This window comes from Flavobacterium wongokense (assembly GCF_021608265.1).
Lineage (GTDB): Bacteria > Bacteroidota > Bacteroidia > Flavobacteriales > Flavobacteriaceae > Flavobacterium > Flavobacterium wongokense.
In genome coordinates this window covers 292,026-316,970 of sequence record NZ_JAKIHP010000003.1, presented here as the reverse complement: position 1 = coordinate 316,970, position 24,945 = coordinate 292,026, and the positions used below count along the sequence as shown (strand labels likewise).

General features: G+C 39.2%; 15 protein-coding genes and 3 tRNA genes. 7 read left to right on the top strand and 11 right to left on the bottom strand.

What is annotated here, in order from left to right:
• Positions 1-21 precede the first annotated feature (21 nt).
• A complete protein-coding gene (locus L1S31_RS10670) occupies positions 22-2,247 on the top strand; it encodes an ATP-binding protein (protein ID WP_236464718.1) in 2,226 nt (741 codons plus the stop codon).
• An 8-nt stretch (positions 2,248-2,255) separates the two neighbouring features.
• Positions 2,256-3,479, top strand: a complete 1,224-nt coding sequence (locus tag L1S31_RS10665; protein WP_236464717.1) for a hypothetical protein — start codon at positions 2,256-2,258, stop codon at positions 3,477-3,479.
• Between the two features lie 13 nt (positions 3,480-3,492).
• Here L1S31_RS10665 and L1S31_RS10660 read toward each other — a convergent pair whose 3' ends face one another.
• The 3 genes from L1S31_RS10660 to L1S31_RS10650 all read right to left on the bottom strand — a co-directional run bounded on the left by L1S31_RS10660 (position 3,493) and on the right by L1S31_RS10650 (position 5,353).
• A complete protein-coding gene (locus L1S31_RS10660; protein WP_236464716.1) occupies positions 3,493-4,092 on the bottom strand; it encodes a hypothetical protein in 600 nt (199 codons plus the stop codon).
• Positions 4,093-4,178: 86 nt separating this feature from the next.
• Entirely contained in the window at positions 4,179-5,015 is an 837-nt protein-coding gene (locus tag L1S31_RS10655; RefSeq protein ID WP_236464715.1) for a hypothetical protein, read from the bottom strand.
• 113 nt (positions 5,016-5,128) lie between these two features.
• On the bottom strand, positions 5,129-5,353 hold the full coding sequence (locus L1S31_RS10650; protein ID WP_236464714.1) for a helix-turn-helix domain-containing protein: 225 nt from the start codon (positions 5,351-5,353) through the stop codon (positions 5,129-5,131).
• Positions 5,354-6,014: 661 nt separating this feature from the next.
• Between L1S31_RS10650 and L1S31_RS10645 the strand changes: the two genes are divergently transcribed.
• Genes L1S31_RS10645 through L1S31_RS10635 form a run of 3 tightly spaced genes read left to right on the top strand, consistent with a single transcriptional unit; the run spans position 6,015 to position 13,022 of the window.
• Positions 6,015-9,017, top strand: coding sequence for a SusC/RagA family TonB-linked outer membrane protein (locus L1S31_RS10645; RefSeq protein WP_236464713.1), 3,003 nt, complete (start codon positions 6,015-6,017; stop codon positions 9,015-9,017).
• Between the two features lie 38 nt (positions 9,018-9,055).
• Positions 9,056-10,426, top strand: coding sequence for a RagB/SusD family nutrient uptake outer membrane protein (locus L1S31_RS10640; RefSeq protein WP_236464712.1), 1,371 nt, complete (start codon positions 9,056-9,058; stop codon positions 10,424-10,426).
• Positions 10,413-13,022 carry an alpha/beta hydrolase family protein gene (locus L1S31_RS10635; protein WP_236464711.1) on the top strand — a complete coding sequence of 870 codons (2,610 nt, stop codon included), beginning with the start codon at positions 10,413-10,415 and terminating at the stop codon, positions 13,020-13,022. Before L1S31_RS10640 ends, L1S31_RS10635 begins: the two co-directional genes overlap by 14 nt.
• Positions 13,023-13,066: 44 nt before the next feature.
• Here L1S31_RS10635 and L1S31_RS10630 read toward each other — a convergent pair whose 3' ends face one another.
• The 7 genes from L1S31_RS10630 to L1S31_RS10600 form a co-directional block, all read right to left on the bottom strand.
• Positions 13,067-13,321 (bottom strand): DUF6520 family protein, encoded by a 255-nt coding sequence (locus tag L1S31_RS10630; RefSeq protein WP_236464710.1) that lies wholly within the window; start codon positions 13,319-13,321, stop codon positions 13,067-13,069.
• A 70-nt stretch (positions 13,322-13,391) separates the two neighbouring features.
• Positions 13,392-14,888, bottom strand: coding sequence for a MauE/DoxX family redox-associated membrane protein (locus L1S31_RS10625; RefSeq protein ID WP_236464709.1), 1,497 nt, complete (start codon positions 14,886-14,888; stop codon positions 13,392-13,394).
• A 67-nt stretch (positions 14,889-14,955) separates the two neighbouring features.
• Positions 14,956-15,540 carry a helix-turn-helix domain-containing protein gene (locus L1S31_RS10620; RefSeq protein WP_236464708.1) on the bottom strand — a complete coding sequence of 195 codons (585 nt, stop codon included), beginning with the start codon at positions 15,538-15,540 and terminating at the stop codon, positions 14,956-14,958.
• 167 nt (positions 15,541-15,707) lie between these two features.
• Positions 15,708-16,958 carry a site-specific integrase gene (locus L1S31_RS10615; protein ID WP_236464707.1) on the bottom strand — a complete coding sequence of 417 codons (1,251 nt, stop codon included), beginning with the start codon at positions 16,956-16,958 and terminating at the stop codon, positions 15,708-15,710.
• A 252-nt stretch (positions 16,959-17,210) separates the two neighbouring features.
• Positions 17,211-17,293, bottom strand: a tRNA-Leu gene (locus tag L1S31_RS10610).
• Positions 17,294-17,332: 39 nt separating this feature from the next.
• Positions 17,333-17,405 (bottom strand) — tRNA-Lys (locus L1S31_RS10605).
• 27 nt (positions 17,406-17,432) lie between these two features.
• Positions 17,433-17,505 (bottom strand) — tRNA-Lys (locus L1S31_RS10600).
• A gap of 128 nt (positions 17,506-17,633) precedes the next feature.
• Here L1S31_RS10600 and L1S31_RS10595 point away from each other — a divergent pair.
• Complete coding sequence (locus tag L1S31_RS10595; protein WP_236464706.1) at positions 17,634-18,152, top strand: shikimate kinase; 519 nt, start codon at positions 17,634-17,636, stop codon at positions 18,150-18,152.
• Here the strand turns inward: L1S31_RS10595 and L1S31_RS10590 are convergent.
• Positions 18,144-18,641 (bottom strand): phosphoribosyltransferase family protein, encoded by a 498-nt coding sequence (locus L1S31_RS10590; protein ID WP_236464705.1) that lies wholly within the window; start codon positions 18,639-18,641, stop codon positions 18,144-18,146. The genes L1S31_RS10595 and L1S31_RS10590 overlap by 9 nt on opposite strands.
• A gap of 392 nt (positions 18,642-19,033) precedes the next feature.
• Here L1S31_RS10590 and L1S31_RS10585 point away from each other — a divergent pair, with 392 nt between their 5' ends.
• Positions 19,034-24,838, top strand: a complete 5,805-nt coding sequence (locus tag L1S31_RS10585; RefSeq protein WP_236464704.1) for a RemA C-terminal-like gliding motility protein — start codon at positions 19,034-19,036, stop codon at positions 24,836-24,838.
• The last annotated feature ends 107 nt before the right edge of the window (positions 24,839-24,945 follow it).

Below are 24,945 nucleotides of genomic sequence, written 5' to 3'. Positions count from 1 at the left end.
GACTAATAGTAGATTTTAAATATGGGTATAATACGTAAAGACAGTCAACCATTTGAGCCTTATGCAAGGCTAATGAACATTTTGGGTGATCAATTGATTACTGATAGAAAGGTTGCGGTTGTTGAAATTGTCAAAAATTCGTATGATGCAGATGCAGAAAATGTTAAAGTAAAATTCTTTAACATGGATAATTTTGGTAAAAACTATCTTCCTGTAAACGAGCAACCTTACATTGAGATAGAAGATGATGGAGACGGAATGACTTTGGAGATTATAAAAAAAGTTTGGCTAAGACCAGCTACGCCTAACAAAATTACCAAGAAAAAACTAAAAGATAACCTAACAGCAAAAGGTAGGATAATTCAAGGTGAAAAGGGTATTGGAAGATTCGCCATTCATAAACTTGGAGAAAAAATAGAACTATATACAAAGGCAGTTGAAGATGATGAAGTAAAACTTGAAATGGACTTTACTGATTTTGACCCTGATAAAGCTGACCTTTTTACTCCAATGGATGACTACAAATTATTAAATAAGGTTTTTAACAATTGGTATGTTAACAGTCCAGCTGAAGTTATTAATAAACCAAAAGGTACAGTTATTAGGATATACAATTTACGTGAACGCTGGAAAATTGAGGATTTAGAAGATTTATACAAATCAATTCAAAGGCTAATTCCTCCAACAGATGAAAATGCCAAACAGTTAGGGATTAATTTTCATCAAGATTTTGGAATTGATCTATATAATAACGACGAGTTATTTGTTGCTGAGAACATTACCACATTTAAAGATGTTATCGAGCGTGCCCAATACACTATGATTGGCGAAGTTGATAGCGAAGGATATTTAGAGTTTAGTTATAAATCTCAGTCTCCGGTACGCAGTTTTTCAAAGCAAGTTAATGTACTTAGCCGCGAAGCGTTATCTAAGGAAAATTATGTTTCCTATTCTATTGAGAAACGGTTTTATGATAAGACCAAGAAAACGGTAGTAAGGAAACCTTTATCAGGCCCGTTTAAATTTACATTCTACGCGTTTGACCTTGCTAAACCGGATAGGACAATTTTGAATAAAGATATTGAAAAGTTTATCAAAGATAATTTTGTATTTGTGTTACGAGATGGAGTGCGTGTATATCCTTATGGAGAGAAAGGTATTGACTGGCTTAATCTTGACAAACTGAGGTCTACGGTGCGAGCAGGATGGTTTATTAGCTACAATGACTTAACTGGGTTTGTATATATTAGCGACGATCACAATAAGTTATTAAAGGATTCATCCAATCGTCAAGGGATTATGGACATTGACGGTGCATTAGAGGATTTTAAAAGCATGGTTACCGCGGTAACAGAGATCTTTAATACAGAAATAAAGATTGATAAGAATAAAATTGAGCTTAATAAAAAAGTTGCTATAAAGGATTCTTCGGATACTCTTACTAAATCCTTCAATTCATTTAAAGCGGTTTTGGAGAAAACTGAAAATAGAGACGTACTTGAAAAGGCTAATAGTTTCATTGATACCGTACACAAACATAATAAGTTAATGCGTGAGAGAATGGAAACTGTAGAAGATCTTGCAGGACTTGGAATGGCTGTTGAAAAAGCATCACACGATTCTTTAACCCTATTGTCTACAATGCGCGCGAATGTCATCGATTTTAAAATTAAGGCAACTGCAGGTGATTATAAAAATGAAAACTTGATAGCATTGCTTTCAGAATTAGACGAAAATCTAAGTTTTGTTTTTGAAGAAATGCAAATTATTCAACCACTATTTAAAGCTCAACGTAAAGCTGCTCAAGATGTCAGTTTAGTGGAAAGTATAGAAAAGGTTGTGAAATATTTTAGAAGAGATATTGATGGAAAAATCGATGTGGAAATTATCAAATCAAGCGACTTGGTCATTCATACTAACAAAGGCTTAATTTTACAGATACTAATAAACTTAATAGATAATGCAATCTATTGGGTTAATAAAAATGAAACAAATAGCAAAAAGATTACGATTGCCATCGATGCTTCCAAAAAATCCTTTACGGTCGCTGATAATGGACCGGGTGTTCGTGAAGATGTAACTGACGCAATTTTCTCAGAATTTTTCTCAATGAAAACCGATGGCAGAGGCTTAGGTCTATATATTGTGAAAGAAATTTTGTTTAGAATTAATGGTGAAATATTTATAAATAACAGAAACGAGGCCAAAATTTTGCCTGGTGCAAACTTTGTTGTAAACTTTAACTAATAGCCAAAATGGAAGGAGTAATTTTATATGCAGATGATCACGTTTTTGACAACAATCAATTTGTCAATAAACTTTTTAATAAATTTAATTCAGATGGTAATTATTCAATTTTGCCAATTAATAACTTAAATGTTTTAGAAAAAACAGTTTCATCCATATCAACATTTAAAGCAATAATATTAGATTGGAATTTTAAAAAAGAACTAAGTGAAGAAGACAAAGAAATGGGAGTTAAAGCTTCTGATGAAAATCCGTTAAGCTTTTTAAGAAGCAAGACTATATATTCTTTGATTTATATTTACTCACAAGGGCACATACCAGAGGAAACAATAACAGAACTTAAAGCCTTATATCCCAATAAGATTTTTTTCGACACAAAAGACATCTCTAGCGATTTAGATATTGAATTCAATAAGATAACAAAAGGAATTAAAGATTTTGAAGACCATAATCTCCATCTAGCAGTACCTTTTGTTTGGGGCAAGGCAATTAACGAAGCTTCGCAAAAAATATTTTCTGAACTTGAACTTGCAGATAAGTATTGGATTAAAGAACTATTTTATAGTTCTGCAAGAGGAGTTGATAAAGCTGGAATTCCGAAAGCTGTTGAGGTAGAACCGACTATAGAAGTAATAAATTTATTTCAAAATATACTGTCTGAAAGATTAATTCAGAACGTAGAATTGAAATCCGCAATAACCGATTATTCAATTAAAAATTTTAAAGAATTACCTGGTGCAACTGCTATCATAGATCTGTATGCAAAATTATATTATACAAAAACTTTAGCCACAGATACTGTTATGACTGGTGATGTATATTTACTGAAAGATGACTGCTATGGGGTGGTAATTTCTCCAGAATGTGATATGATGAAATTAATTAAAAAAAACGGATTAGTTGAAATGATATGTTTTTGCAAAGATGATTTTCAAAGTAATATTAAAGCTTTTTGTAATTCTGACGATGAAATAAAAAGAGCATATAATCAAGAGATTGCGGCAATACACTTGCTGCCAATTTTTCCTTTTGCAGATGTAGAAAAAACAGCAATGATTGACTTTCGATTTTCATTAACTCTTGTGAAAGCAAAGTATTTGGAAACAAACAGACAGAATCGTCATGTGAAAATAAATACCCCATATATTCAACAAGTTCGTCAGAGATATTTATCATACATAGGCCGCGTAGGCGTGCCAGCAATTCCAGATAGTTTAAGACTTGTAAATTGAGAATTTAGTTATATTAAGATTTTTCAATTGTTCTTTCTAAATTTTTATAGTAATCATGCATAAAGATGCTTGTATCAAGTACAGGATTCACTGACCAATAATAATTTTCAAACATGTAATGAGATCCGAAGAGACCGCCATATAAAATTTGAAATAATTTAACAGCAAGTTGCTTTATCTCGATTAAATCACCTAACGTTTCCGGCGGAAATTTTTTTTCGGGATCGCTGTGTGCATAGAATGTGTTTCTTCTGTTTTTAATTTTTATAATTAGTTCCTCTTTTTCTCCAATTAAAATTCGTAGTCTTTTGACAGTATCAATTATCTGACTTTTTGAAGTAAATAAATTTTCACTCTCTTCTTCTAAATTATTTTTATGTAGAAGGTTTAGTAATTCAATATCGTACTGATTATGTTCCAATTTATTTAATAGTTTTAAAAAACTCCTTTTCTCATTTATATGAAACAATTTATAAATACAAATTGAATTATACGAATATGTCAAATATGCATAATGTTCAATGAAGTTATCAATTACCTTTATCTTTTCTCCTGATGTATTTGTAGACGCGATTATGGACTTCACGTTAGAAGTACAAATTTCTAAATCCATAATTGTTCTTTTTAGAAACTCAAATTCTGTTTCTAAATTCTGTTTTGAAAGTATAGAATTCATAAGAATGTTGGAGAATAAGAGAATTAGGTTTGACTTATCGATTGTCTTTGTAATTTGGATTCAATCTTTACAAATGCCTTAGTCATTTGGCTCAAAACAATCGCTTCTTCATTGGTGATTGTTGGAATCTTCAAACTCCCATGACCAGCTAGGGGTTCAGTATTCCTTTTTTTATAGATTTCCAGTATATAATCCAGAATTCCTGATGGTAATTTTGATTCGTTTCTATACTTCTCAAAAAAACCACCCAATGTTTGATCTTGGACACCCTCGGCTCCAATCACTTCTTTTGCCATCGTTTCAAATATGCTAGCACTTGAATGTAACACCTGCGAAAAATCACTTCTTTCTAAATCGTTATCCATTCTTTCCACCAACAGCCTGATATTTTGATGTTCTTCATCAAAGTTCTCCGCTTCAAGTTCTCCAATTGTAAATACTTTAATCTCAAAATTGCCGCCCCTATTAATAAATTCAAATGAAGCACCTTCTTCTTTTAATGCATTATTGATAAAATTCAAACTTATAGTTTCTTTATCCAAAAGATCGCCAATAAATTCTATGAATTGTAATGTATCTAATCTACGTACAGCTAAGTGGAAGTTACTTTCGTGCCACGCATACTCTACTTCTTCGTAGTTGCCATTATCGTCAGACACCAAAACATATATGCTTTTTGATAAAATTGTATTGGATAAATTAATTATCATATTTTTTCTAAAAATAATAGATTCAGCATATTCAGGCTCTTCAGACCAATGCATAAGGTGGCGGGTAATGAAAGAATAAAATTCTTGAGAAAGAATTTCGTATTCCAATTGCTTTTTTTGCTCCGGAGTTGAATAGATAGTAAACTTCATCTTTTTCTTTGTTTAATAATACTATCAAAGATAAATAACAAATTGGCATTATGCGATAAAAAAAAGATGCCTCTCAGCATCTTACTTAATTGTGGTATTTGGTTGGTTATTCTTTATCTAAATAAATCTTTGATATCGACATTTAGTGCTTTAGCTATCTTGAGAAGAGTTCTTATAGTTGGATTTGTTTGACCTTTTTCAATTCTACGAATTTGATTTTCTGATAAATCGACCTCCAAAGCTAATTTATCTTGAGAAAACTCTGTTGACTCTTCTCTTATTTTTCTGATCGTCAAACCAAGTTTTATAATAGCTTTATTTTGTTGTTCATTTTCCACATCATAAAATTCTATTATTAAAGCAAATTAAAAGCACACATATATGTTTGGTTTAATATTTTTCTTATATTAGCACCGAATTAATTAAATTTGCGATTCTTCAAATACAATATTGAAGCATTCGCTTTGAATCTCGCCTTAAAAAACTGGTAATTTAATGGGAGCGGGATGATAAGACTGATGCTCACGTCAAACGGCGTGGGCTCACTTATTGTTCCCTCGGTATACCAGTACCTTTAAGGCAATAAGCTGAGTTCCGCGCTTTTTTTATGGCTCTAACTCACCAGGTTCTCTGCGTTTTTCTTCACATTATTTTCGGATTGTAAATCATGACCATTGACAAGAGCAAAGCCTGCCTCAACGCCATAGTTTCCAGCCTTCGCGGGAATGACAAGTTAATTTGGGTTAAGTTAGAATTTAAAAAGTTGAGGCAGCTTTCTTAATAACATAGATTATTAACTAACACAGCTACGCCTATGGAAAGACGCGAGATGATTTTAAAAATACCTGACAGCCACCGGCTGTCCTACTTTTAATTTCAAATGTACCTCGCAGAGACAAACCAACATCAATCCCACAAAAAAGCCCTCTGGCTCGTCGACAAACTTTACCAGAGGACCAAGCAAACAAAACTAAAGTTTCATTTAACCAAACCAATATTATGAATAAAAATTCATTGTACAAGGCACGAGCGCCGATATTGTACGCACTAATTATAAGCCTAGTTTATTGCAACGCCTTATTTGCCCAAAACAGACAACCTACAAAGATTACCGGAACCGTTGGTGATGCTAACGGGCCACTGCAGGGTGTAACCATTACCGTAAAAGGGACAGCGGACAGCACCATTTCTGACAACACCGGAAAGTATGCCTTATCTGCTAAAGAAGATGATGTGCTGATCTTTAGCTACATTGGTTTTAAGACCACTGAAATTTCGATTGCCGGTAAAACTAACATTAACCTGACGATGGCGGACGATGCCACAACCCTTAAAGAAGTCACGATAAATGCCGGGTATTATACCGTAAGGGATAAGGAGCGTACAGGGAGCATTTCGAAAATAACCTCGAAGGATATTGAAAAGCAACCTGTAACCAATGTGCTTGCAGCGATGCAGGGCAGGATGGCCGGAGTGGATATAACCCAGACGACAGGAATGCCGGGTGGCGGCTATGATATTAGAATAAGAGGTATAAACAGTTTGCGAAGCGCCGGAAACGCGCCAATGTTTGTTGTGGATGGCGTGCCATTTGCATCGGATGCGATTGGGAATGTGCAGACTTCGACCAATATCCCTACGCCGACAAGCCCACTGAATACCTTAACTCCTAATGATATTGAAAGCATTGAGATACTAAAGGATGCTGATGCTACGGCAATATATGGTTCGCGAGGTGCCAACGGTGTAGTGCTGATTACAACCAAAAAAGGCAAGACCGGGAAAACACAGTTTACCGCGGCTGCCAGTACTGCTGTAGGAACTGTAACGAAGTTTGCCAGCTTAATGAATACCGAGCAGTACCTCGCCATGAGGGACCAGGCTTTTGCCAATGATGGGATCAGCCCGATTCCGGACGATGCTTATGATGTAAATGGCACATGGGACAGGAACCGTTATACAGACTGGCAAAAGGAGCTGTTGGGAGGCACAGCGGAAATGCATACGTTGCAGGCATCGGTATCGGGCGGAACCGCACAAACCAGCTTTTTGATAAGTGCTAACTCATTTACGCAGGGAACTGTTTTTCCGGGAGCGTTTAAATATAAAAAGGGTGGTGCGCATGTGAGTTTGGGCCACGAGTCGATAGACAAGCGGTTTAAAATTTCGTTTTCGGGGACTTATGATGTGCAGGACAATGACCAACCATCGAGGGATTTGACTTATACCGCCCGCAGCCTGGCTCCTAATGCACCGGCATTGTATGATGCTGCCGGCAATCTGAATTGGGAAAACGCCACTTGGGATAATCCGCTTGCCACGCTATATGCAAAAGCATTGGCCAAAACCAACAGCCTTTTAGCCAATACTTCGTTATCGTACCAACTGCCTTATGGCTTTATGGCAAAAGGGAGCTTTGGCTTTACCGATTTAAAGCATGAAGAATCGCGCAGCAATATTTCGACAGTGAATAACCCGATCTATGGAGTCACATCGGCAAACTCTTCGATTTATTTTAATGATACCAACCGAAAATCATGGATAGCCGAGCCACAACTGCAATGGCAAAAACAGTTTGGTACCTCGAAAGTGGATGTACTGGCAGGAGCGACCTATCAGAACCAAGTTACTGACAGACTCGTTCAGCAGGGTTCGGGATTTGCCAGCAATTCACTGCTTTATAATTTAGCCTCTGCCAGCACGGTAAGGGTGTTGAACAATGATGAAATTGTTTACCGTTACCAGGCGTTTTTTGGAAGGGTAAACTATACGCAAAACGATAGATACATATTAAACTTTACCGGCCGACGTGACGGGTCGAGCCGATTTGGGCCAGGCAAGCAGTTCTCTAATTTTGGTGCTGTAGGAGCAGCGTGGATATTCTCGGAAGAGGATTTTGTAAAGGATAAAATGAAGTTCCTGAGTTTTGGAAAACTGCGCGGCAGTTATGGTGTTGCGGGTAATGACCAGATTGGAGACTACCAATTCCTGGATACCTACCAATCGTCTACAGGTGTTTATGACGGCTCGGTTGGTTTAACACCGATACGACTGTTTAACCCCAACTTTAGCTGGGAAAGCAACAAAAAACTTGAAGCTGCCATTGAAGCCGGTTTCCTGAATGACAGGGTGTTTATCACCGCAAGCTTTTACAGCAACCGCTCGTCGAACCAACTGGTTGGCATGCCTCTGCCATCGACAACGGGATTTTCAACGATGCAGACAAATCTTGACGCTACTGTTGAAAACAGAGGGACTGAGTTGACAATGCGAACGGTAAATGTAAAGAAGAAAGATTTTGAATGGACTACCAATTTTACTATTTCGTGGTCGAAAAATAAACTTCTGGAATTCCCTGGCCTTGCAACCAGCAGTTACCGGAACCAGTATGTAATAGGCCAGTCGATAAACATCGTGAAACTATATCATTTTGCCGGTGTTAACCCGCAAACGGGAGTATACGAATTTGAGGATGTTAATGGTGACGGCAGCATTACATTTGCCGATGACGCGCAGACGACGCGGGACCTGAGCCCTAAATATTTTGGAGGATTACAGAACTATGTGCGCTACAAAAATTTCCAGCTTGACTTCCTTTTTCAGTTTGTAAACCAGCTTAACAGAAACGCCAGTTCGCAGTATACGGCACCAGGAGACTTTAGCAACCAACCGACTTCGGCACTTGGTGGCTGGCAGCAACCGGGTGACATTGCCAATACACAAATTTATACCTCGGGATTAAACAGTGATGCCCTTAATGCCAACGACCAATTTGTGAACAGTGATGCCGGAATAAGCGAAGCCTCATACATTCGCCTTAAGAATATTGCGCTGACCTACAGCCTACCCAACATGCTCAAAGGACTGCAATGCAAATTAAACGTGCAGGCGCAGAACCTGTTTACGATTACCCCTTACCAAGACGGTGATCCGGAATTCAGAAGTTTTAACTATTTACCTCCGTTGCGTATCATCAGCTTTGGAGCAGAAATCAAATTTTAAAAAATACGATTATGAAAACTATATTTAATTTAAAAACTATGACTAGCGCCTTCTTACTGGGAATCGCAATACTGTCGCTATCGGCTTGTGACTCGTTTGTGGATGTGGAGCAGCCTAATTCCCAGCTGACCAGCGATGCTATATTTAATGATTACACCACTGCATCGGCGGCCATGAAGGATGTTTATACCAAAATGCGCGATGGTGGATTACTGACTGGCAAGCCAGTTGGACTGACCCATTTATTGGGACTATATGCTGACGAACTGCAATCGTACCAGAGCTCTGCGAGCAGTGCCGCACCGTTTTATAACAACGCTGTTATTCCTACCCATTCTTATGCGCAGGAAATCTGGATTACTACCTATAGCCAGGTTTATGCCTGTAATGCCGTTCTGAAAGGTGCTGCAGCGTCTACGGCACTTACTGCCGATCAGAAAAACCAGTTAACGGGTGAGGCATTGTTTGCGAGGGCGCTATTGCATTCTTACCTCGCAGGAGTTTATGGTGCCTGCCCATTTATTACCACAACCGATTACGAGCAGAACCTGAACGTAAGCAGGCTGCCTAAGTCACAAATCTATACACTTTGCATTAGCGATTTGGAGCAAGCGCGAGATTTGTTGCCAGCCACATACCTTTCAAGTTCTCGGACACGCCCGAACAAATTTGCGGTTAGTGCTTTGTTGGCGCGGCTTTATTTATACAGTGGTCGTTGGGCAGAAGCCAGTAACGAGGCATCGGCGGTACTTAACCAGAGCGCCATGTATGTATGGGAACCGGATTTGAATAAAGTATTCCTAAAAGCGTGTACGAGTACCATCTGGCAGTTTTCGGCTGCAGGTGCGACCGGCAATACTCAGGAAGGTGCATTGTTTATCTTTAACGCAGGACCGCCGCCGGTAGTTGCCCTTAACAGTGCATTGTATACTGTCTTTGAACCGGGGGACCTGCGCAAAACCGCCTGGACACGGACAATAACCAATGGTCCGAATACGTGGCGGCATGTCTACAAATACAAGCAGGGCGCTGGTGCGCTACCGACGGCAGAGCAATCTATCGTATTGCGATTGGCGGAACAATACCTCATTAGGGCCGAAGCCCGGGCACAGCTGGGTGAACTAACCAATGCCAAACAGGATTTAAACTTTATAAGAACTAATGCCGGACTGCCTAATACCACGGCAGTAACACAGTCGGATGTACTTGATGCCATCTTAAAGGAACGAAGGGTTGAACTTTTCGCTGAATTTGGGCATAGATTTTTTGACCTGCAAAGAAACGCCAAACTGGACGTCGAATTGTCACCAGTGAAGCCGGGATGGAATACAACCGATGCCTTATGGCCCGTGCCGGAATCGCAGTTATTGATTAACCCAAATTTACTGCCACAAAATGCGGGATATTAATAAACAATTGATCTTCATTGTTTTTTTTGTGTTTGTTACCTGCTCCCTTGTGGGGCAGGTGTCGCACAAAAAGGCATTAACTGAAAAGGACTATGCGTTATGGAGTACCATGGAGATAAAAGGCAGTTCTGCAAAAGGATTGTGGGTGAGCTATAATTTAACATACGAAAGTGGCAATGATACCCTTGTGATCAGAAATAAAGATGCCACAAAGGTATACGCATTTGCCAAGGGGAAGGAAGGGATTTTTGGAGGCGATCGCTGGTTTGCCTGCAGTTTGCCCGAGAACAAAATTTTGATCCAGGATTTACAAAATGGCAAACGGGAAGAAATAGTAGGCGTGAGGAAGTTTGACATTGCCAATGATGGGAAAACTATTGTAGTTCTGCAGGAAAACAATCTGCTCACAATTACCTATTCAGGAAGACCCTTTGCAAAAATTGAACACGTAACTGATTTTGTCCCCAATACTGATAAAACAGGAATGGTGTATACCATTGAAAAGGAGAAATCATCATTGCATTATTGCCTGTTTGATGGAATAGCAGAACACTTTAAAATTATTGCCAATGAAGCAGGGGTTAGGTTTGAAGATATAACCTGGCAGAAAAATGGAAATGCGTTGGCTTTCAGGAAACGATATGCCGCGGAATCAGATGCACGTAACGGAACTAATGTTTACCTGTATCAATTGAATAAAGGTAAAATTTATTCCCTTGACCTTACGAACGCTGAAACAAGGTTCCTTAGTGGGGCAAATGAAAAAGTAGCAGTTAGAAGTCTAGTGGTTTCCGATGATAGCAAACGGGTATTTTTTTATACCCAGACCATTACTCCCGATCAAAAGAAGCCGATTGTGCAGGTTTGGAATGGGAACGATCCGTGGACATACAGCCAGGATCAGTTGCAATTCAAAAATAGGGATAAGTACTGGTTCGCTTGGTGGCCGGATGCCAACAGAGTTGTTCGTCTAACGGATGACGACAGGAGCTATGTAATGCTTACTAGGAATAAGGATTTTGCCATTACTTACAATCCGAGGGGTGACACTCCTCAATTTTCGCTATGGAACAAATTTAGGTGGAGTGTTACTGATTTGCGTTATGATAAGGCTAAATTTGATATACCTGATGAAATTACCGAGGCCGATGAAATTACACCTTCCTACGGTGGAAAGTATATACTATACCGCATAGCGGAAAATTGGTTAGCCTACGACCTGCTGGCGAAAAAGCGCACGGATTTAACGGTGAACTTTCCCAAAGTACTTATCGATCAATCAGATGACAGGGCAGGTATAAAACCGTGGTTTAATTTGGTGGGCTGGACAAATGGAGATAAGGAATTGCTGGTATGCGATGAATATGATATATGGTCAATACGGCTATCGGACCTTAAGACAGCCAGATTGACCAAAGGACGTGAAAAGGAAATAATATATAGGGTTGTGATGCCCTTTGGAAAAACTAACAAAGATGCGAATTTTGATGGGTTTACGTATCCTTTATTTCATCCTGATAAGGGTTTCTATTTAAAGGCAAAAGGGAAGCTCAGCAAACAATCCGGATTTTATTGGTGGAATGGCGTTGAGCAGCCTCTGGTGTATAATGATAAAGCATACAATGATTTGTGTTTTAACATGGTTGATGATATACTTTATTGCACGGAAGAGGATTTTGACATGCCGCGAAGGGTATTGGCCATTAGCAGGAAGGCGGATATTCGGCAGGTGGTATTTGAAAGTAACCTACAGCATTCTGCCTATTTATGGGGACGTTCGGAGCTGATAACCTATACCGACAACTCTGGTAATAGGCTGCAGGGCGCGCTGTTTTATCCGGCCGCTTATGACAAGCGGAAAAAATATCCAATGGTAGTTTTCATCTACGAAAGGAAGAGTAGTGAAGTGCACGATTATGTGAATCCTTCTGTCTACAATGGTGGTGTGATAAACATTAGTAATCTCACTTCCCAAGGATATCTGGTGCTGCTCCCGGATATCAAATACAAACTGGACAATGTCGGGTTTAGTGCTACGGAATGTGTAGTCAATGCAACAAAAGTGGTGATCGGAATGGGAATAGTGCAGCCCGACAGGATTGCATTGATGGGGCATTCTTTCGGAGGTTATGAAGCTGCTTTCATAGCTACGCAGACGGATATCTTTGCTACGGTTATTCCTGGAGCAGCTGTGACGGACGTGGTAAGCAGTTACCTCTCCGTTGGGTGGAACCAGGGACGTTCTGAAATTTGGCGTTACGAGGATCACCAATGGCGCATGACCAAATCATTATTTGCAGATATGGAAACCTATCTGCGCAATTCGCCTATTACTCATGTAAAAAACATTAGTGTTCCAATATTGCTTTGGACCGGAGAGCTTGACAGGCAGGTACATTATTACCAAAGCATCGAATTTTACAACGCGTTGCGAAGGTTGGGAAAAAAGGTAGTAATGCTGATTTACCCCGGTAACAGGCACCGGCTGACAAATCCCGAAAGTGAAGCCGAAAGTAACAGAAGACTGGAGCAATGGTTTGAAACATTTTTAAAGAGCGGGCCCGCTCCCGACTGGATAAGGAAGGCAATGGAGTAAATGAAAAAGACAGCCTGATTTTTCAGGCTGTCTTTCTTTAGGAATTAGTGTACTCTCCACAAATCCAAGGTACAATCGACTGGATCCATACCATAGATACGGGCACCTCCCGAATTAGTTACTGTACAAAGTGTTGAAGTTGGATCGTCCGAACATTCGTTTTTGTACACACAGGTTCCATTTTGTTTAATGTAACCCGGAAAATTAGTCAGTGCTGCTTTTGGTGCATTGTTTGTAAATGCTCCGGCAACTGCTGCGCTGAAAAGCGCTACCGAAAGAAATAATTTTGCATTTTTCATAATAAATACTTTTATGATTAACTTTTGATCTACTTTTTTCTACAGGTGTTCGATCTAATTCCTGGTCTCTTTATTTGATTACTTTCCTATCAATTCTATAGGCTATTAATGTCCGGTCAAATAGGAAAAACACGATATCCCTTGTCGCATACATTGCATCAGGTTTCTTCTTGTTTATGTTATAGACCTGGAAACTGTAGTCATACTGTTTCGATTGTAAATTATAGACATCGACAGGGGTTGCCTGCTTCCACATGTTTAATGATTCGTAATGGCCGCGTAACGTTGAATTGATAAAAAGCTGATTGCCGGCAGTAGTTATCAATCTATTTACTGTAAATGGCGGTTTTGCCATTTTTATATCGCCATTTGTCAGCTTTACAACCTTAATGTTTGCTTGCGAAGTTGTATCGATAGTGTTTTTGCGGAACTGAAGGGATAGCGAATTGTCACTTACAGAAAACAGATTCCTGTAGTAATAGGTATAGATGATTTTTTGCAAATCAGAATTATAGCTTAGATTTCCATCGCAATCAAATACACCGTCTATCTGCTTTTGCAGAATATTGCCGTTCCAACTTATATTCGCCTTGGTGGAAAAATCCAGTACTCCCAAGGTGCTTTCACCACTGAGAGGCTTTTTACCCCGGATTACTGCCTTTGTTTCTGCAATCGGTTCGAAAGCAGAAAAACGCTTTGGCGGAATTGTAATCTGACTGGCTTTCCATTCGGAAGTTTTACCAGCAAATAAAGTTGGTACGGTACCATCACTTACGAAGAACCTATCCCTGAAAACCCTGAGAAGCGCGGCGCGGAATGGTAAATCATAATTTGAAAGTTTAATTTTGTATTGCTTTGTATATCTTAAATCAGAACTGACCGCTACTACAACCAACGGGGCATGGTAATTTCCGAGATAGATGGTGTCGTTTGACATTCCGGCAAAATAGTGGCCGGCGAAATCTAAATTAATTGCGGGAAGCCTATCGTAGAGATGAGGTGGGTACCGCCTAACAAAATTATTTTCTTCATGGATTATCTGCTCAGATCTCAGGAACAGAAAGTAAACCGCTGCTATCGAAAAGAGGGTGGTCGTCAGGAGCGTTATTAAGTTGTATCTAACTTTCCACTTTCTACCTTGTAATGGAAGCTTCTGAAGTGCAAAAATAATGGACAGGACTGCCAGGAAACAGAAAATAATATTGAAATACATATGCTCTCTCCAACTCATTTTTTCCAATATACCCCCGCACGAACAAGGCACGTACTCACTATAATTGAGAATAATAAAAATATAGGCGGTGAACATGGCCATCAGGACAAATGAAGCATTTAAGGCAAAAAACTGCGTTCGTTTGAACATTAGTAAAATTGCAATTACTATTTCTGCGCTTGGTATGAATAGAGAAACAGGACCGGCAAATGCACTCAATAATGGTGACTGGCCTAACTGAACCATGAAGGTTTCATAGGTCGATACTTTGCTGAAAGCTGCGTAAGTAAATAAGATCAAATACAAATAGCATGTGATTTCTATAAAGTACTTTTTGATACAGGAAACTTTCATCTTGGAGAATTTAGTTGTGTAAAATTCTGTAAATGAATTTTTTAACCGATTATCAATCGGGATTATTTCAGTTTACAATCTTGGAATCATCGTTATTTGGACCTTCCGATGTGGTGGGCCGGAGTATGTCGCTGGGCGGAATATTATACTTTTTCTTAAATGCCTTAAAGAAGTTTGTATAATTATTAAAGCCACTTAGTAAGGCTATTTTTGTCAGGGGAGTAACGGTTTGCTCGATTAGAAGATGCGCTTTTTTTAAACGTTCGTTGTTATAAAATTGATAGATGCTAGTTTGTGACAGTGTCCGGAAGTTATGTTTTAGTGTAAATTCATTTGTTCCGAACATTTGCGCCAGTTCTTTGGATGACGGGAGATTTTCGTCGAGATGGCTTAAAATATATTCCTGGACTTTTTCAATCAAAACAGCCGGTTCACTGTATTCTGAAGCCTGCAGCTTTTTTGAACTGTTAAAAGGATTGACATAGTTGGCTTGTTGCAGCTTGGTAGCGAAGTCATTTAACGATTGGGCAACATCATTAAATTGATCATCTTCGGTATCAACCTGAAGCCGATGATCCAGGTTACCATTTATAATTGCAAACAGCATTTTATAAAGCGCCAGGATTCTTGATTCTTGTTCTTGGTTCTCCATCTTTGGGTAGGTTGTAGTGATGCGAAGTTATCCAATCGAGGAAAGCCAATCAAGGAAAGTAGTGTGTCATTCGGGAATTAAACACCTGCGATTTTGCAATATTTTTGCAATAAAAAAGCATCACGAATTGTTGGTGATGCTCTGTAATATATTTAGTTGTTACTATTTTATGCTGTTTTATCTGCTGCCGGTTTAGCAGTACCACTATTTAATTTGTTTTTTAGATTCTGCATATCCCGACTTACCTTAATATCTAGTACACGCGCATAAATTTGTGTTGATTTTAAACTTCTATGTCCAAGCATCTTGCTCACACTTTCCATAGGCACACCATTAGAAAGCGTGACAGTTGTTGCAAATGTATGGCGGGCTATATGAAAGGTAAGCTCTTTATTTATTCCGCAAACGTCTGCAATTTCCTTTAAATAGCTATTCATACGCTGATTGCTTAAGATTGGCATCACGCGGTTTTTGTTCACAGCGTTAGGATGATTTTTATATTTTTCAATTAGCTCTTCGACCACAGGTAAAATTGGAATATGTGAAGGACCGTCTGTTTTTTCACGGTTAGTGAAAATCCATTTTGAGCCATCGATTCCCATAGAGATATTCGCAGGAGATAGGTTCTGTACATCAACGTAGGCAAGACCGGTATAACAGCTAAAAAGGAAAATATCCCGGACTAAAAGCAATCGTGGTGTCGCAAATCTTTTTGATTGCACTTCCTGCAGCTCGGGTTCGGTTAAATAATCCCGATCGACAATTGTTGGCTTTGGTTTGTATTTTTTGAAAACATCCTTTGTTACCCATTCGTTATCCAAACAGATGTTGAATATCTTTTGAAAGTTCTTAACGTACTTTATGCTTGTGTTGTTTTTGCAGGCCCGTTGTGTCCTTAGAAAAAAATCAAAGTCCATTATAAAAGCGTAATCTATCTTATCAATAGTTATATCTTTTACCTGCAGTTTTAATTCAAGGAAACTTTTAAAATGATTGAGGGTAGTTTTGTATCGTTCGACAGTTCCCTGGGCAAATTCACCCACTGGAACTAATGCCTGAATTCTATCATTATGTTCCTGAAATATGGGAACAATAGTTCTTTCTTTTTCTCCTTTACCAGTCAATACGCTTTTCATATTGACATAGTTTACTTCCCTACGATGCAGGGTTAAATCCTTTTCCGCTTCCAGAACTTCGTTTTGCAGTTTACAGAGATGACTATTTATTGAACGAGCCTCATCAGTTTTTCCTTTTAATTTTGCTGTCGTCGGTGACCATAGGTCGGGATCAATGTATTTTCCGGTGCTCTTTTCGATTCGCTGACTGTTGACTGTTATGCGTTGAAAAATTGGAACTAGTCCTTTGCTGTTGGGTTTCGCTCTCTTGATGTAAAAGAGATTGGAGATGTTCGCGTCCATAAGTGGTGACTTTTTTGATATTAATAATTTACATTAAGTATCAAAGCAAAACAAGATGTTCATTTTCTGAACTGCTTGATTTTGCTGGGGTTCACGAGCAAGTAGGGGTACATTGATAATCAAAATGGTGATACCCCGAATTGTACCCCTAAAGCATTGCGAATAAATGATTGATTTTGATATGTTGGGAAATAAAAAACCCCAAAAAACATACGTTTTATGGGGTTTTGAGGTTGTTTAAATACTAAGTTGTGACCACGGTGGGATTTGAACCCACACGCCCTTACGAGCACCACCCCCTCAAGATGGCAAGTCTACCGTTTCTCCACGTGGCCTTAAACAAAAAAAGCCAAACACTGCTGTTCGACTTTTTGTGACCCGACTGGGGCTCGAACCCAGGACCCCAACATTAAAAGTGTTGTGCTCTACCAACTGAGCTATCGAGTCTTTAGTGCTGTTTAAGAAGAGAAATTGTGACCCGACTGGGGCTCGAACCCAGGACCCCAACATTAAAAGTGTTGTGCTCTACCAACTGAGCTATCGAGTCTTTTTTCTTTTCTTGAACGCGGGTGCAAATATAAGGCGTTATTATTAATATTTCAAAGCAATTTTATTATAAATTTACCTTTTTTTGACAAGAGGTCTTAAGGGCTTAATTTATAAGGTTTTATTGCTATGCAGAAAATTATTTTGGTGGGTTATATGGCTGTCGGGAAGACCACGATAGCCGATTTATTATCTGATAAAATCAATTTTAAAGCGATTGATCTTGATAAATTAATTGAAAATAAAGCAGGCTTAAGCATCAACGAAATTTTTAAACAAAAAGGAGAAATTTATTTTAGGAGAATCGAGCACGAACTTTTCACCGAAACCCTGAAAAATACAGAAAACCTTATTATCAGCACTGGTGGTGGAACTCCGTGCTACGCCAATAATCATTTGCTGCTGAATGGTGAAAATGTCACTTCAATTTACCTGAAGGCATCGCTGGATATTATTCTGGAAAGGCTCAAATCTGCAAAAAGCGAGCGTCCATTGGTAGCAGGTAAATCCGATGAGGAATTAAAGGAATTTGTTGCCAAACATTTATTTGAAAGAAGCTATTTCTACAATCAGGCAGGATTTACAATTTTAATCGATGGGAAAACTCCCGAGGCAATTACCGAAGAAATTATCAGGCTGTTACACTAAATAAGCGTGATCGTTGTTTTCCTCAAAAACTACATGGACATGTTCTTTGGAAGAGGTTGAAAGCGAAATGCCTTTAAAATCAGCCTTTACGGGAAACTGCTTATGATTCCGGTCGACCAAAACGGCGGTCTTGAATTTTTTCAACGGAACATTCAAAAAGTGTTTTACACCATAAATCAGAGTTGTACCCGAGTTCAAAACATCATCAACCAATACAATGCCCTTATTGCTGTAAACTTCAGAAGGGATAGAGGTAGTTATTTGGTTAAACGGATTTGATTTGTCAATTTTCACTTCGCACAGAGTTACCTTTAAATCTGAAATGGAGTTAAGCGTCACATTTATTTTTTCTGCCAAAAGATAACCGTTGTTTGATATCCCGGCTAAAATTATTTCATTTTCATCGGCAAAGGTTTCATAAATCTGATAAGCAATCCGTTTTATTTTATGTTCAATTTGCTGATGGTTAAGGATGATATTCTGGCTCATTGTGTTGTTTTTTCCAAAGATAAAAAACTGTTTAGTTTCTCGATAAATTATTTGTCGGGATTTTAGTTTTTATAATAAAATTTAGCTGTTTTTTTGTAAGAATTTATAAGAAATGTATGTATATAATTTGGCGAGTCAACGATATTATTAACATTTTGACGATTTTCATTAAAATTTCAATTTGTTGACATCTTTTATTTTAACATTTAATATAAATTTACTTTATTTGCCAGTTGTCAAATTTGATTTAATCAATTTAAAGACAATAATTTAAGTGTTCTGTCAAAACCTTAAGAAAGTAATATTTCAAACGCATGAAGAATAACGCTGCCCTAATGAAAAAACCGTCTACCGGAAAACATAGCTATGTTTTTTTGGTAGCAACTTTTTTTATGCTAGCTAGCCAATTAGGTTTTGCTCAAGTCAGCACCTATGGTTTTAGTGAATCAATTTCAACCTATACTCCTTTAACAACGCCATCAACAGCTTATGCTGCACCTTGGGATAACCATGTTGCAGGTTCTGCTTTTTTAGCTCCGATAGGATTCAATTTTGTTTATGATGGAGTTACCCAAACACAATGTTATATCAGTCCAAATGGGTTTATCTCTTTTGGAGCCCAACCGGCTCCAGCGGATTACCTGCCTTTGAGTACGGCAACAACCTATCCTAACGGAGGAACGATTAGTGCTTTAGGTATCGATTTAATTTCAGCTTCAGCCGCAGCAACCGATAATATCGTTTATAAAACCATTGGAACAGCTCCAAACAGGACATTTATTGTCCAGTGGAGTAATGCTAGGAGAAAGGTTACTACAGGTAATTTTAATTTCCAAATCCAATTGTACGAAACAACCAATGAAATCCATATTTCTTACGGCGCATGCTCTACCAGTGACGTTACAGTTTATAATGCACAGGCCGGAATCCGCGGAAGCATTAATGACTTCCTGCAGGGTAATGTTAACAATCGTTTGCAGAATGGAGCCAATACCAATTTTCCATGGTCTGGAAGAACGATAAGCGGAACTGCCAATTCCAGTACGGTGAGAACCAGCATCAATGAATATCCAAACAATGGGCTTTTATATGTTTATACGCCTTCACTTCCTTGTACAAGTCCAACTGCAGGGCCGTCTGGTTTAGTGATAGGTTCGGGCAGCATCACATCAACCAGTTTTGTTGGAAATAGCTTTACGGCTGCATCACCTGCACCAACAAATTATTTAGTGCTTAGAAGTACCGTAAATACTGCGCCAACAAATGTTAATGTTCCGAATCGTGTTTATTGGGCGGTAAATGATATTATATCAGGAACTTACACAGTAGTTAGTATTTCAAATGCAACTTCCTTTACACAAACAGGGTTGACTCCAAATACCGATTATTATTATTGGGTAATCCCTTATAATTCAGGCTGCGAAGGAGGCCCTTTTTATGCAGTCAGCCAGATGATTTCCGCTCCTCAGGGAAGTTGTGCTGATGCTCCAACGGGATTAGTTACCTCAAGCATTGATGGAAACTCTTTCTTAGCCACATGGAATCCGGTAGCAGGAGCTACTGATTACAGGGTAGACGTTTCCACAAATGCTGCATTTTCAGCAATTTTACCAGCGTATAACAACGTTTTGACTGGCGGACCTACAAGTCTATTGATTACAGGATTAACTCCTTTGACAAATTATTATTTTAGGATTCGTGCTGTTGGGGTAAATTGTGCCCTGAACAGTACAACAGCTACCGTAACTACTTTGTGTGGTGCATTTCCGATACCGTATTATCAAACTTTCGATACTACGCCAGTGGCAACATTGCCAAACTGTTTTACTCTTTTAGATTCAAATGCGGATAGTGTGACATGGCAGGTTCAAAACACCCTGGCTTCCTCAAATCCGAATGCCTATCATTTGAGAACCAATACTGCTGCAGCATCAGACGACTGGTTTTTCCTTCCTGGTCTTGCGTTAACAGGAGGAGTTGCCTACAGGTTAAAATTTAAATACAATACTACTGATTCCGGATTATTTTCTGAAAATCTAAGGGTTAGAATGGGAACGAGCCCATTAGTTGGAAGCATGACCATCACATTGATGAACTTATCAAATTTTACAAATACAGTTTATCAAACGGCTATTGTCGATTTTACGCCAGTTACCAGCGATACTTATTTCCTAGGGTTTCAAGGCTATAGTTTTGCAAGCCAAAGCAAAATCATGCTTGACGATATTAGCGTAATTGTTTCTCCAACCTGTTTTGAGCCAACAAATATCAATATCACCACCGTTGGTGTTACTACTGCTACACTTACATGGACTGCGAGTGTTCCGCCACCAACAAATGGTTACCAATATTATGTAAGTACTTCAAATGTACAACCGGCTGTTTCGGCAACACCTACAGGCTCTGTCGGAGCCGGAATTACCACTGCAAATATTACAGGATTATCACCGGCAACCTTATATTATGTCTGGGTTAGGGGTAATTGTAGTATTACCGATAAAAGCGAATGGAGCCTTATAGAAACGTTCAGTACCGACTGTGCTGCTGCCGCTTTATTATCAGTTGTGAATGGAACTTTGTGTGGAGGTGGTTCGGCCACTCTTCAGGCAACAGCAGCAGCTGGTTCAACAATTGAATGGTTTTCGGATGCAGCTGGTACCAATTTGGTTGGAACGGGAACAAGTTTTGTTACGCCGGCATTATTTTCAACTACGACTTATTATGCAAGGTCAAAAGCAACCGGAGGTTTAGTAAATGTCGGACCGTTTTCTCCTTTATCTGAAGGAGGTTCTCAGGGAGTTCAGACCAATCCGGTTTATTTAAGCTTTACAGTTCACAGCAATACTACGTTCCAGTCTTTGGATATCTATCCAATGGTTGCCGGGCAAAGTGGGGTTATAACAATCAGGAACGCAGCCAATTCGGCTTTGGCATTGTACAATTACACTACCAGTGCTGCTGGAGGAAGTTCGCCCCAGACAATTGCTTTAAATTACAATTTAACCCCAGGTAATTATTACGTTTATTTTGACGTAATGCCCGCAGCGGGATTAGTTGTCAACGTTGATAATGCAACCTATCCTTATGTGTCATCTATAGCTGATATTACAGGTAATGATTATGACAATACATTTTACATTTATGCCTACAACTGGAAATTTTCCAATATCTGTAAATCTTTATTAACACCGGTTACTGCTAATATTACAGCAGCACCACCTATTTCATTCAGTTCAACTACAACAACTTTATGCGCTGGTGAAACCTCACCAGTTGTTACGGTTTCAGGATATGCTGCCTATAATAATTTTGTTTGGTCTACCACTGCCGGTCTTAGTGGTTCTTTGGCATCCGGATTTACATTTACCCCGGCAACAACAACGACTTACTCATTGACAGCTTCCCAAACTTCGGGAGGAATGTGTGCACAGCTGCTCACTTATACCGTTAACGTTAATGCAGAACCTCCAGCCATTACTGTGGTTCCGGCAACAGCTACTCTTTGCCAGGGAACGATACAGGCTTTGAATGCGAGTTTGGCTGCAGCTGCTCCGGTAACGATATTCAGCGAAAACTTTGAAGGGGTGACCAATAACTGGACGACAATCAATAATTCAATTGGTGGGCTTTCGGCTGATGCAGCGTGGACTTTAAGAAACAGTCCGTATACGCCTCCAGGGGTGGTTTGGCCAACTGCTTTCAGTAGTAATGACAATTCGCAATTTTATTTTTCGGATTCTTATGCGCAGGGTGGGCCAACGTCCAACCATACGCTGACTTATTTGGTATCTCCTTCAATCAATCTTGCGGGATATACTAATGCCACTTTAACATTCTATCAGTATCTAAGGTATATTGGAGGAAACAGAGCCCGTGTCGAATCATCAACTGATGGTGGCGTTACATGGACGACCCTGCTTACACAAATTGCTTCTCAGGGTGCTGCGAATTCGTTTGCATTGACAACAGTAAATCTTTCTACATTATTGGGAAATCCAAATGTAATGCTGCGTTTTTATTATGATGCGACCTTCGATTATGGATGGGCTGTTGATAATGTAAAAATTACAGGAACTTTGGCTTTGGAAGTAAGCTGGTCACCGGCAACCGATTTGTATTTTGATGCAAGTGCCACCGTACCATACATTGCCGGAACTCCAACAGCTACGGTGTATACCAAGCCAACAGCAACAAGAACTTACACAGGAACAGCTTTAGGTTCCAATGGGTGCTCTACAAGCAATACTTCAGTAATAACGGTTGTACCAAATGTTACTCTGGGAACACTATCGAGCAACCAGACGATATGCAGTGGTTTTGCACCGCTTCCCTTAGTCCTTACCGGAAATACAGGTACAATTGTACGATGGGAGTATGCTACCAATGCCACTTTTACTGCCGGGCTTACGCTTATTGCCAACACAACGAATACGTTGTCTACAGCTGCTATAGGAACGTTTAGCGGTGACCGATATTATAGGGTAGTGCTTCAGAGTGGTTCATGCCCGATTACGTATACCGGAAGTGTGCTGATCAGTTTTTATTCTACTACATGGAATGGAAGTGCATGGAGCAATGGAATACCAACGTCAACAGTGAGAGCATTATTTGCAGGAGATTACAGTTCGACAGGTGATTTGCAGGCGTGTTCGGTTGAAGTGCTTTCCGGAAACGTAGTCTTTAATACCAATCATACCTTAACAGTTCAGAATGATGTTAAAGTGAGTGGAGGTGCATTGACCTTTGATAACAATTCGAGTCTGCTTCAGGTTAATTATTTAGACAATAATGGCGTTCCATTTTCCAATAGCGGTAACATTACTTATAAAAGGGCTACCACAGGAATGTTCAAATACGATTATACCTATTGGTCGACACCAGTTGCCGGTCAGAATTTGCAGGCCATTTCACCAATGTCACCGTATAATTTATTCTATATCTATAATCCTGCTATTACGAACTGGCAGTATATCAATCCAAACACGACTACTATGACTCCTGGGAAGGGATATATCTGCAGGGCACCGGTTAGTTTTGCTGTTGGATGGCCAGGATCACCGGGAGTACATGTTGCAAGTTTTATTGGGGTTCCAAATAATGGTACTGTAACCATACCTGTAACGGGAGGTGCAAGCCAATTTAATTTAATAGGTAACCCTTATCCGAGTGCATTATCTGCGGATGCCTTTTTACTGGATGCATCCAATGCTGCAACCTTGAGTGGAACTATGTATTTCTGGACACACAACACGCCGCTTAATGCTGCGCTACAATATATAGCCAGTGACTATGCCATCTATAATTATTTAGGTGGAACAGTAGGAGGAGTGCCGTCTGGGCCGTCTGGGAATTCCGGTGTAAACACCTTGCCACCTAATGGTAAGATTGCTTCAGGCCAGGGATTCTTTATCAAAGGTTTATCGAGTGGAACGGCTACGTTTAAAAACAGCATGCGTATTGCAGGTAATAACGACCGTTTCTTTAAGACGCAGTCACCAGCTGTTGATGATGTGAGTGGTCCTGAAAAGCACAGGTATTGGCTTAATATTGCTAATGAAGGCGGAGCATTCAAACAGGTTTTGGTTGGATATGCTGAAGGCGCGACAATGGGCTTGGACCGTTTGTATGACGGAGAGATGTTTGATGTTGGAAATGCTGTTACGCTTTATTCTATAATCGATGATGCTAAGCTTAGCATCCAGGGTAGGCCGGTTCCTTTTGATGTTATGGATAGGGTTCCTTTGGGCTATAGATCGAGCATTGCGAGTGATTATACGATTTCGCTTTATGAATTTGACGGCTTGTTTACCGAACAGAATATTTACCTGGAAGATACCGAATTGAACATCATCCACGATTTAAAAACGGGGCCGTATACTTTTGCAACCATTGCGGGAACCTTTGATACGCGCTTTGTATTGCGATACAACAGCACGACCTTAGGAACGGGCAATCCGGTGTTTAATGAGAATGCGGTTGTGATTTATAAAAACCCAGCCAACGACTTTGTGATTAATACAGGAGTGTTTGTAATGGATGAAGTTAAGGTATTTGATATCAGAGGCCGATTGTTATTGGACAGGAAAGGAATAGAGGCTTCACAAACCACATTTAACATTGGCACAACCAATGAAGTGTTATTGGTACAGATTACAACTGTAGATGGCTTAAAGGTAACGAAGAAGGTTATTAGATAATATTTTAATCATCATACCATTTTGATATATATCCCTGTCGAGAGACGGGGATTTCTTTTATTAATGCTGTTTGAAATTTTCAAAAAAAAATTTTTTCCAACTGTTTT

Coding starts and splice junctions, on each gene's coding strand:
- L1S31_RS10670 (WP_236464718.1), top strand. CDS start 22: ATGGGTATAATACGTAAAGACAGTCAACCATTTGAGCCTTATGCAAGG.
- L1S31_RS10665 (WP_236464717.1), top strand. CDS start 2,256: ATGGAAGGAGTAATTTTATATGCAGATGATCACGTTTTTGACAACAAT.
- L1S31_RS10660 (WP_236464716.1), bottom strand. CDS start 4,092: ATGGATTTAGAAATTTGTACTTCTAACGTGAAGTCCATAATCGCGTCT.
- L1S31_RS10655 (WP_236464715.1), bottom strand. CDS start 5,015: ATGAAGTTTACTATCTATTCAACTCCGGAGCAAAAAAAGCAATTGGAA.
- L1S31_RS10645 (WP_236464713.1), top strand. CDS start 6,015: ATGAATAAAAATTCATTGTACAAGGCACGAGCGCCGATATTGTACGCA.
- L1S31_RS10640 (WP_236464712.1), top strand. CDS start 9,056: ATGACTAGCGCCTTCTTACTGGGAATCGCAATACTGTCGCTATCGGCT.
- L1S31_RS10635 (WP_236464711.1), top strand. CDS start 10,413: ATGCGGGATATTAATAAACAATTGATCTTCATTGTTTTTTTTGTGTTT.
- L1S31_RS10630 (WP_236464710.1), bottom strand. CDS start 13,321: ATGAAAAATGCAAAATTATTTCTTTCGGTAGCGCTTTTCAGCGCAGCA.
- L1S31_RS10625 (WP_236464709.1), bottom strand. CDS start 14,888: ATGAAAGTTTCCTGTATCAAAAAGTACTTTATAGAAATCACATGCTAT.
- L1S31_RS10620 (WP_236464708.1), bottom strand. CDS start 15,540: ATGGAGAACCAAGAACAAGAATCAAGAATCCTGGCGCTTTATAAAATG.
- L1S31_RS10615 (WP_236464707.1), bottom strand. CDS start 16,958: ATGGACGCGAACATCTCCAATCTCTTTTACATCAAGAGAGCGAAACCC.
- L1S31_RS10595 (WP_236464706.1), top strand. CDS start 17,634: ATGCAGAAAATTATTTTGGTGGGTTATATGGCTGTCGGGAAGACCACG.
- L1S31_RS10590 (WP_236464705.1), bottom strand. CDS start 18,641: ATGAGCCAGAATATCATCCTTAACCATCAGCAAATTGAACATAAAATA.
- L1S31_RS10585 (WP_236464704.1), top strand. CDS start 19,034: ATGCTAGCTAGCCAATTAGGTTTTGCTCAAGTCAGCACCTATGGTTTT.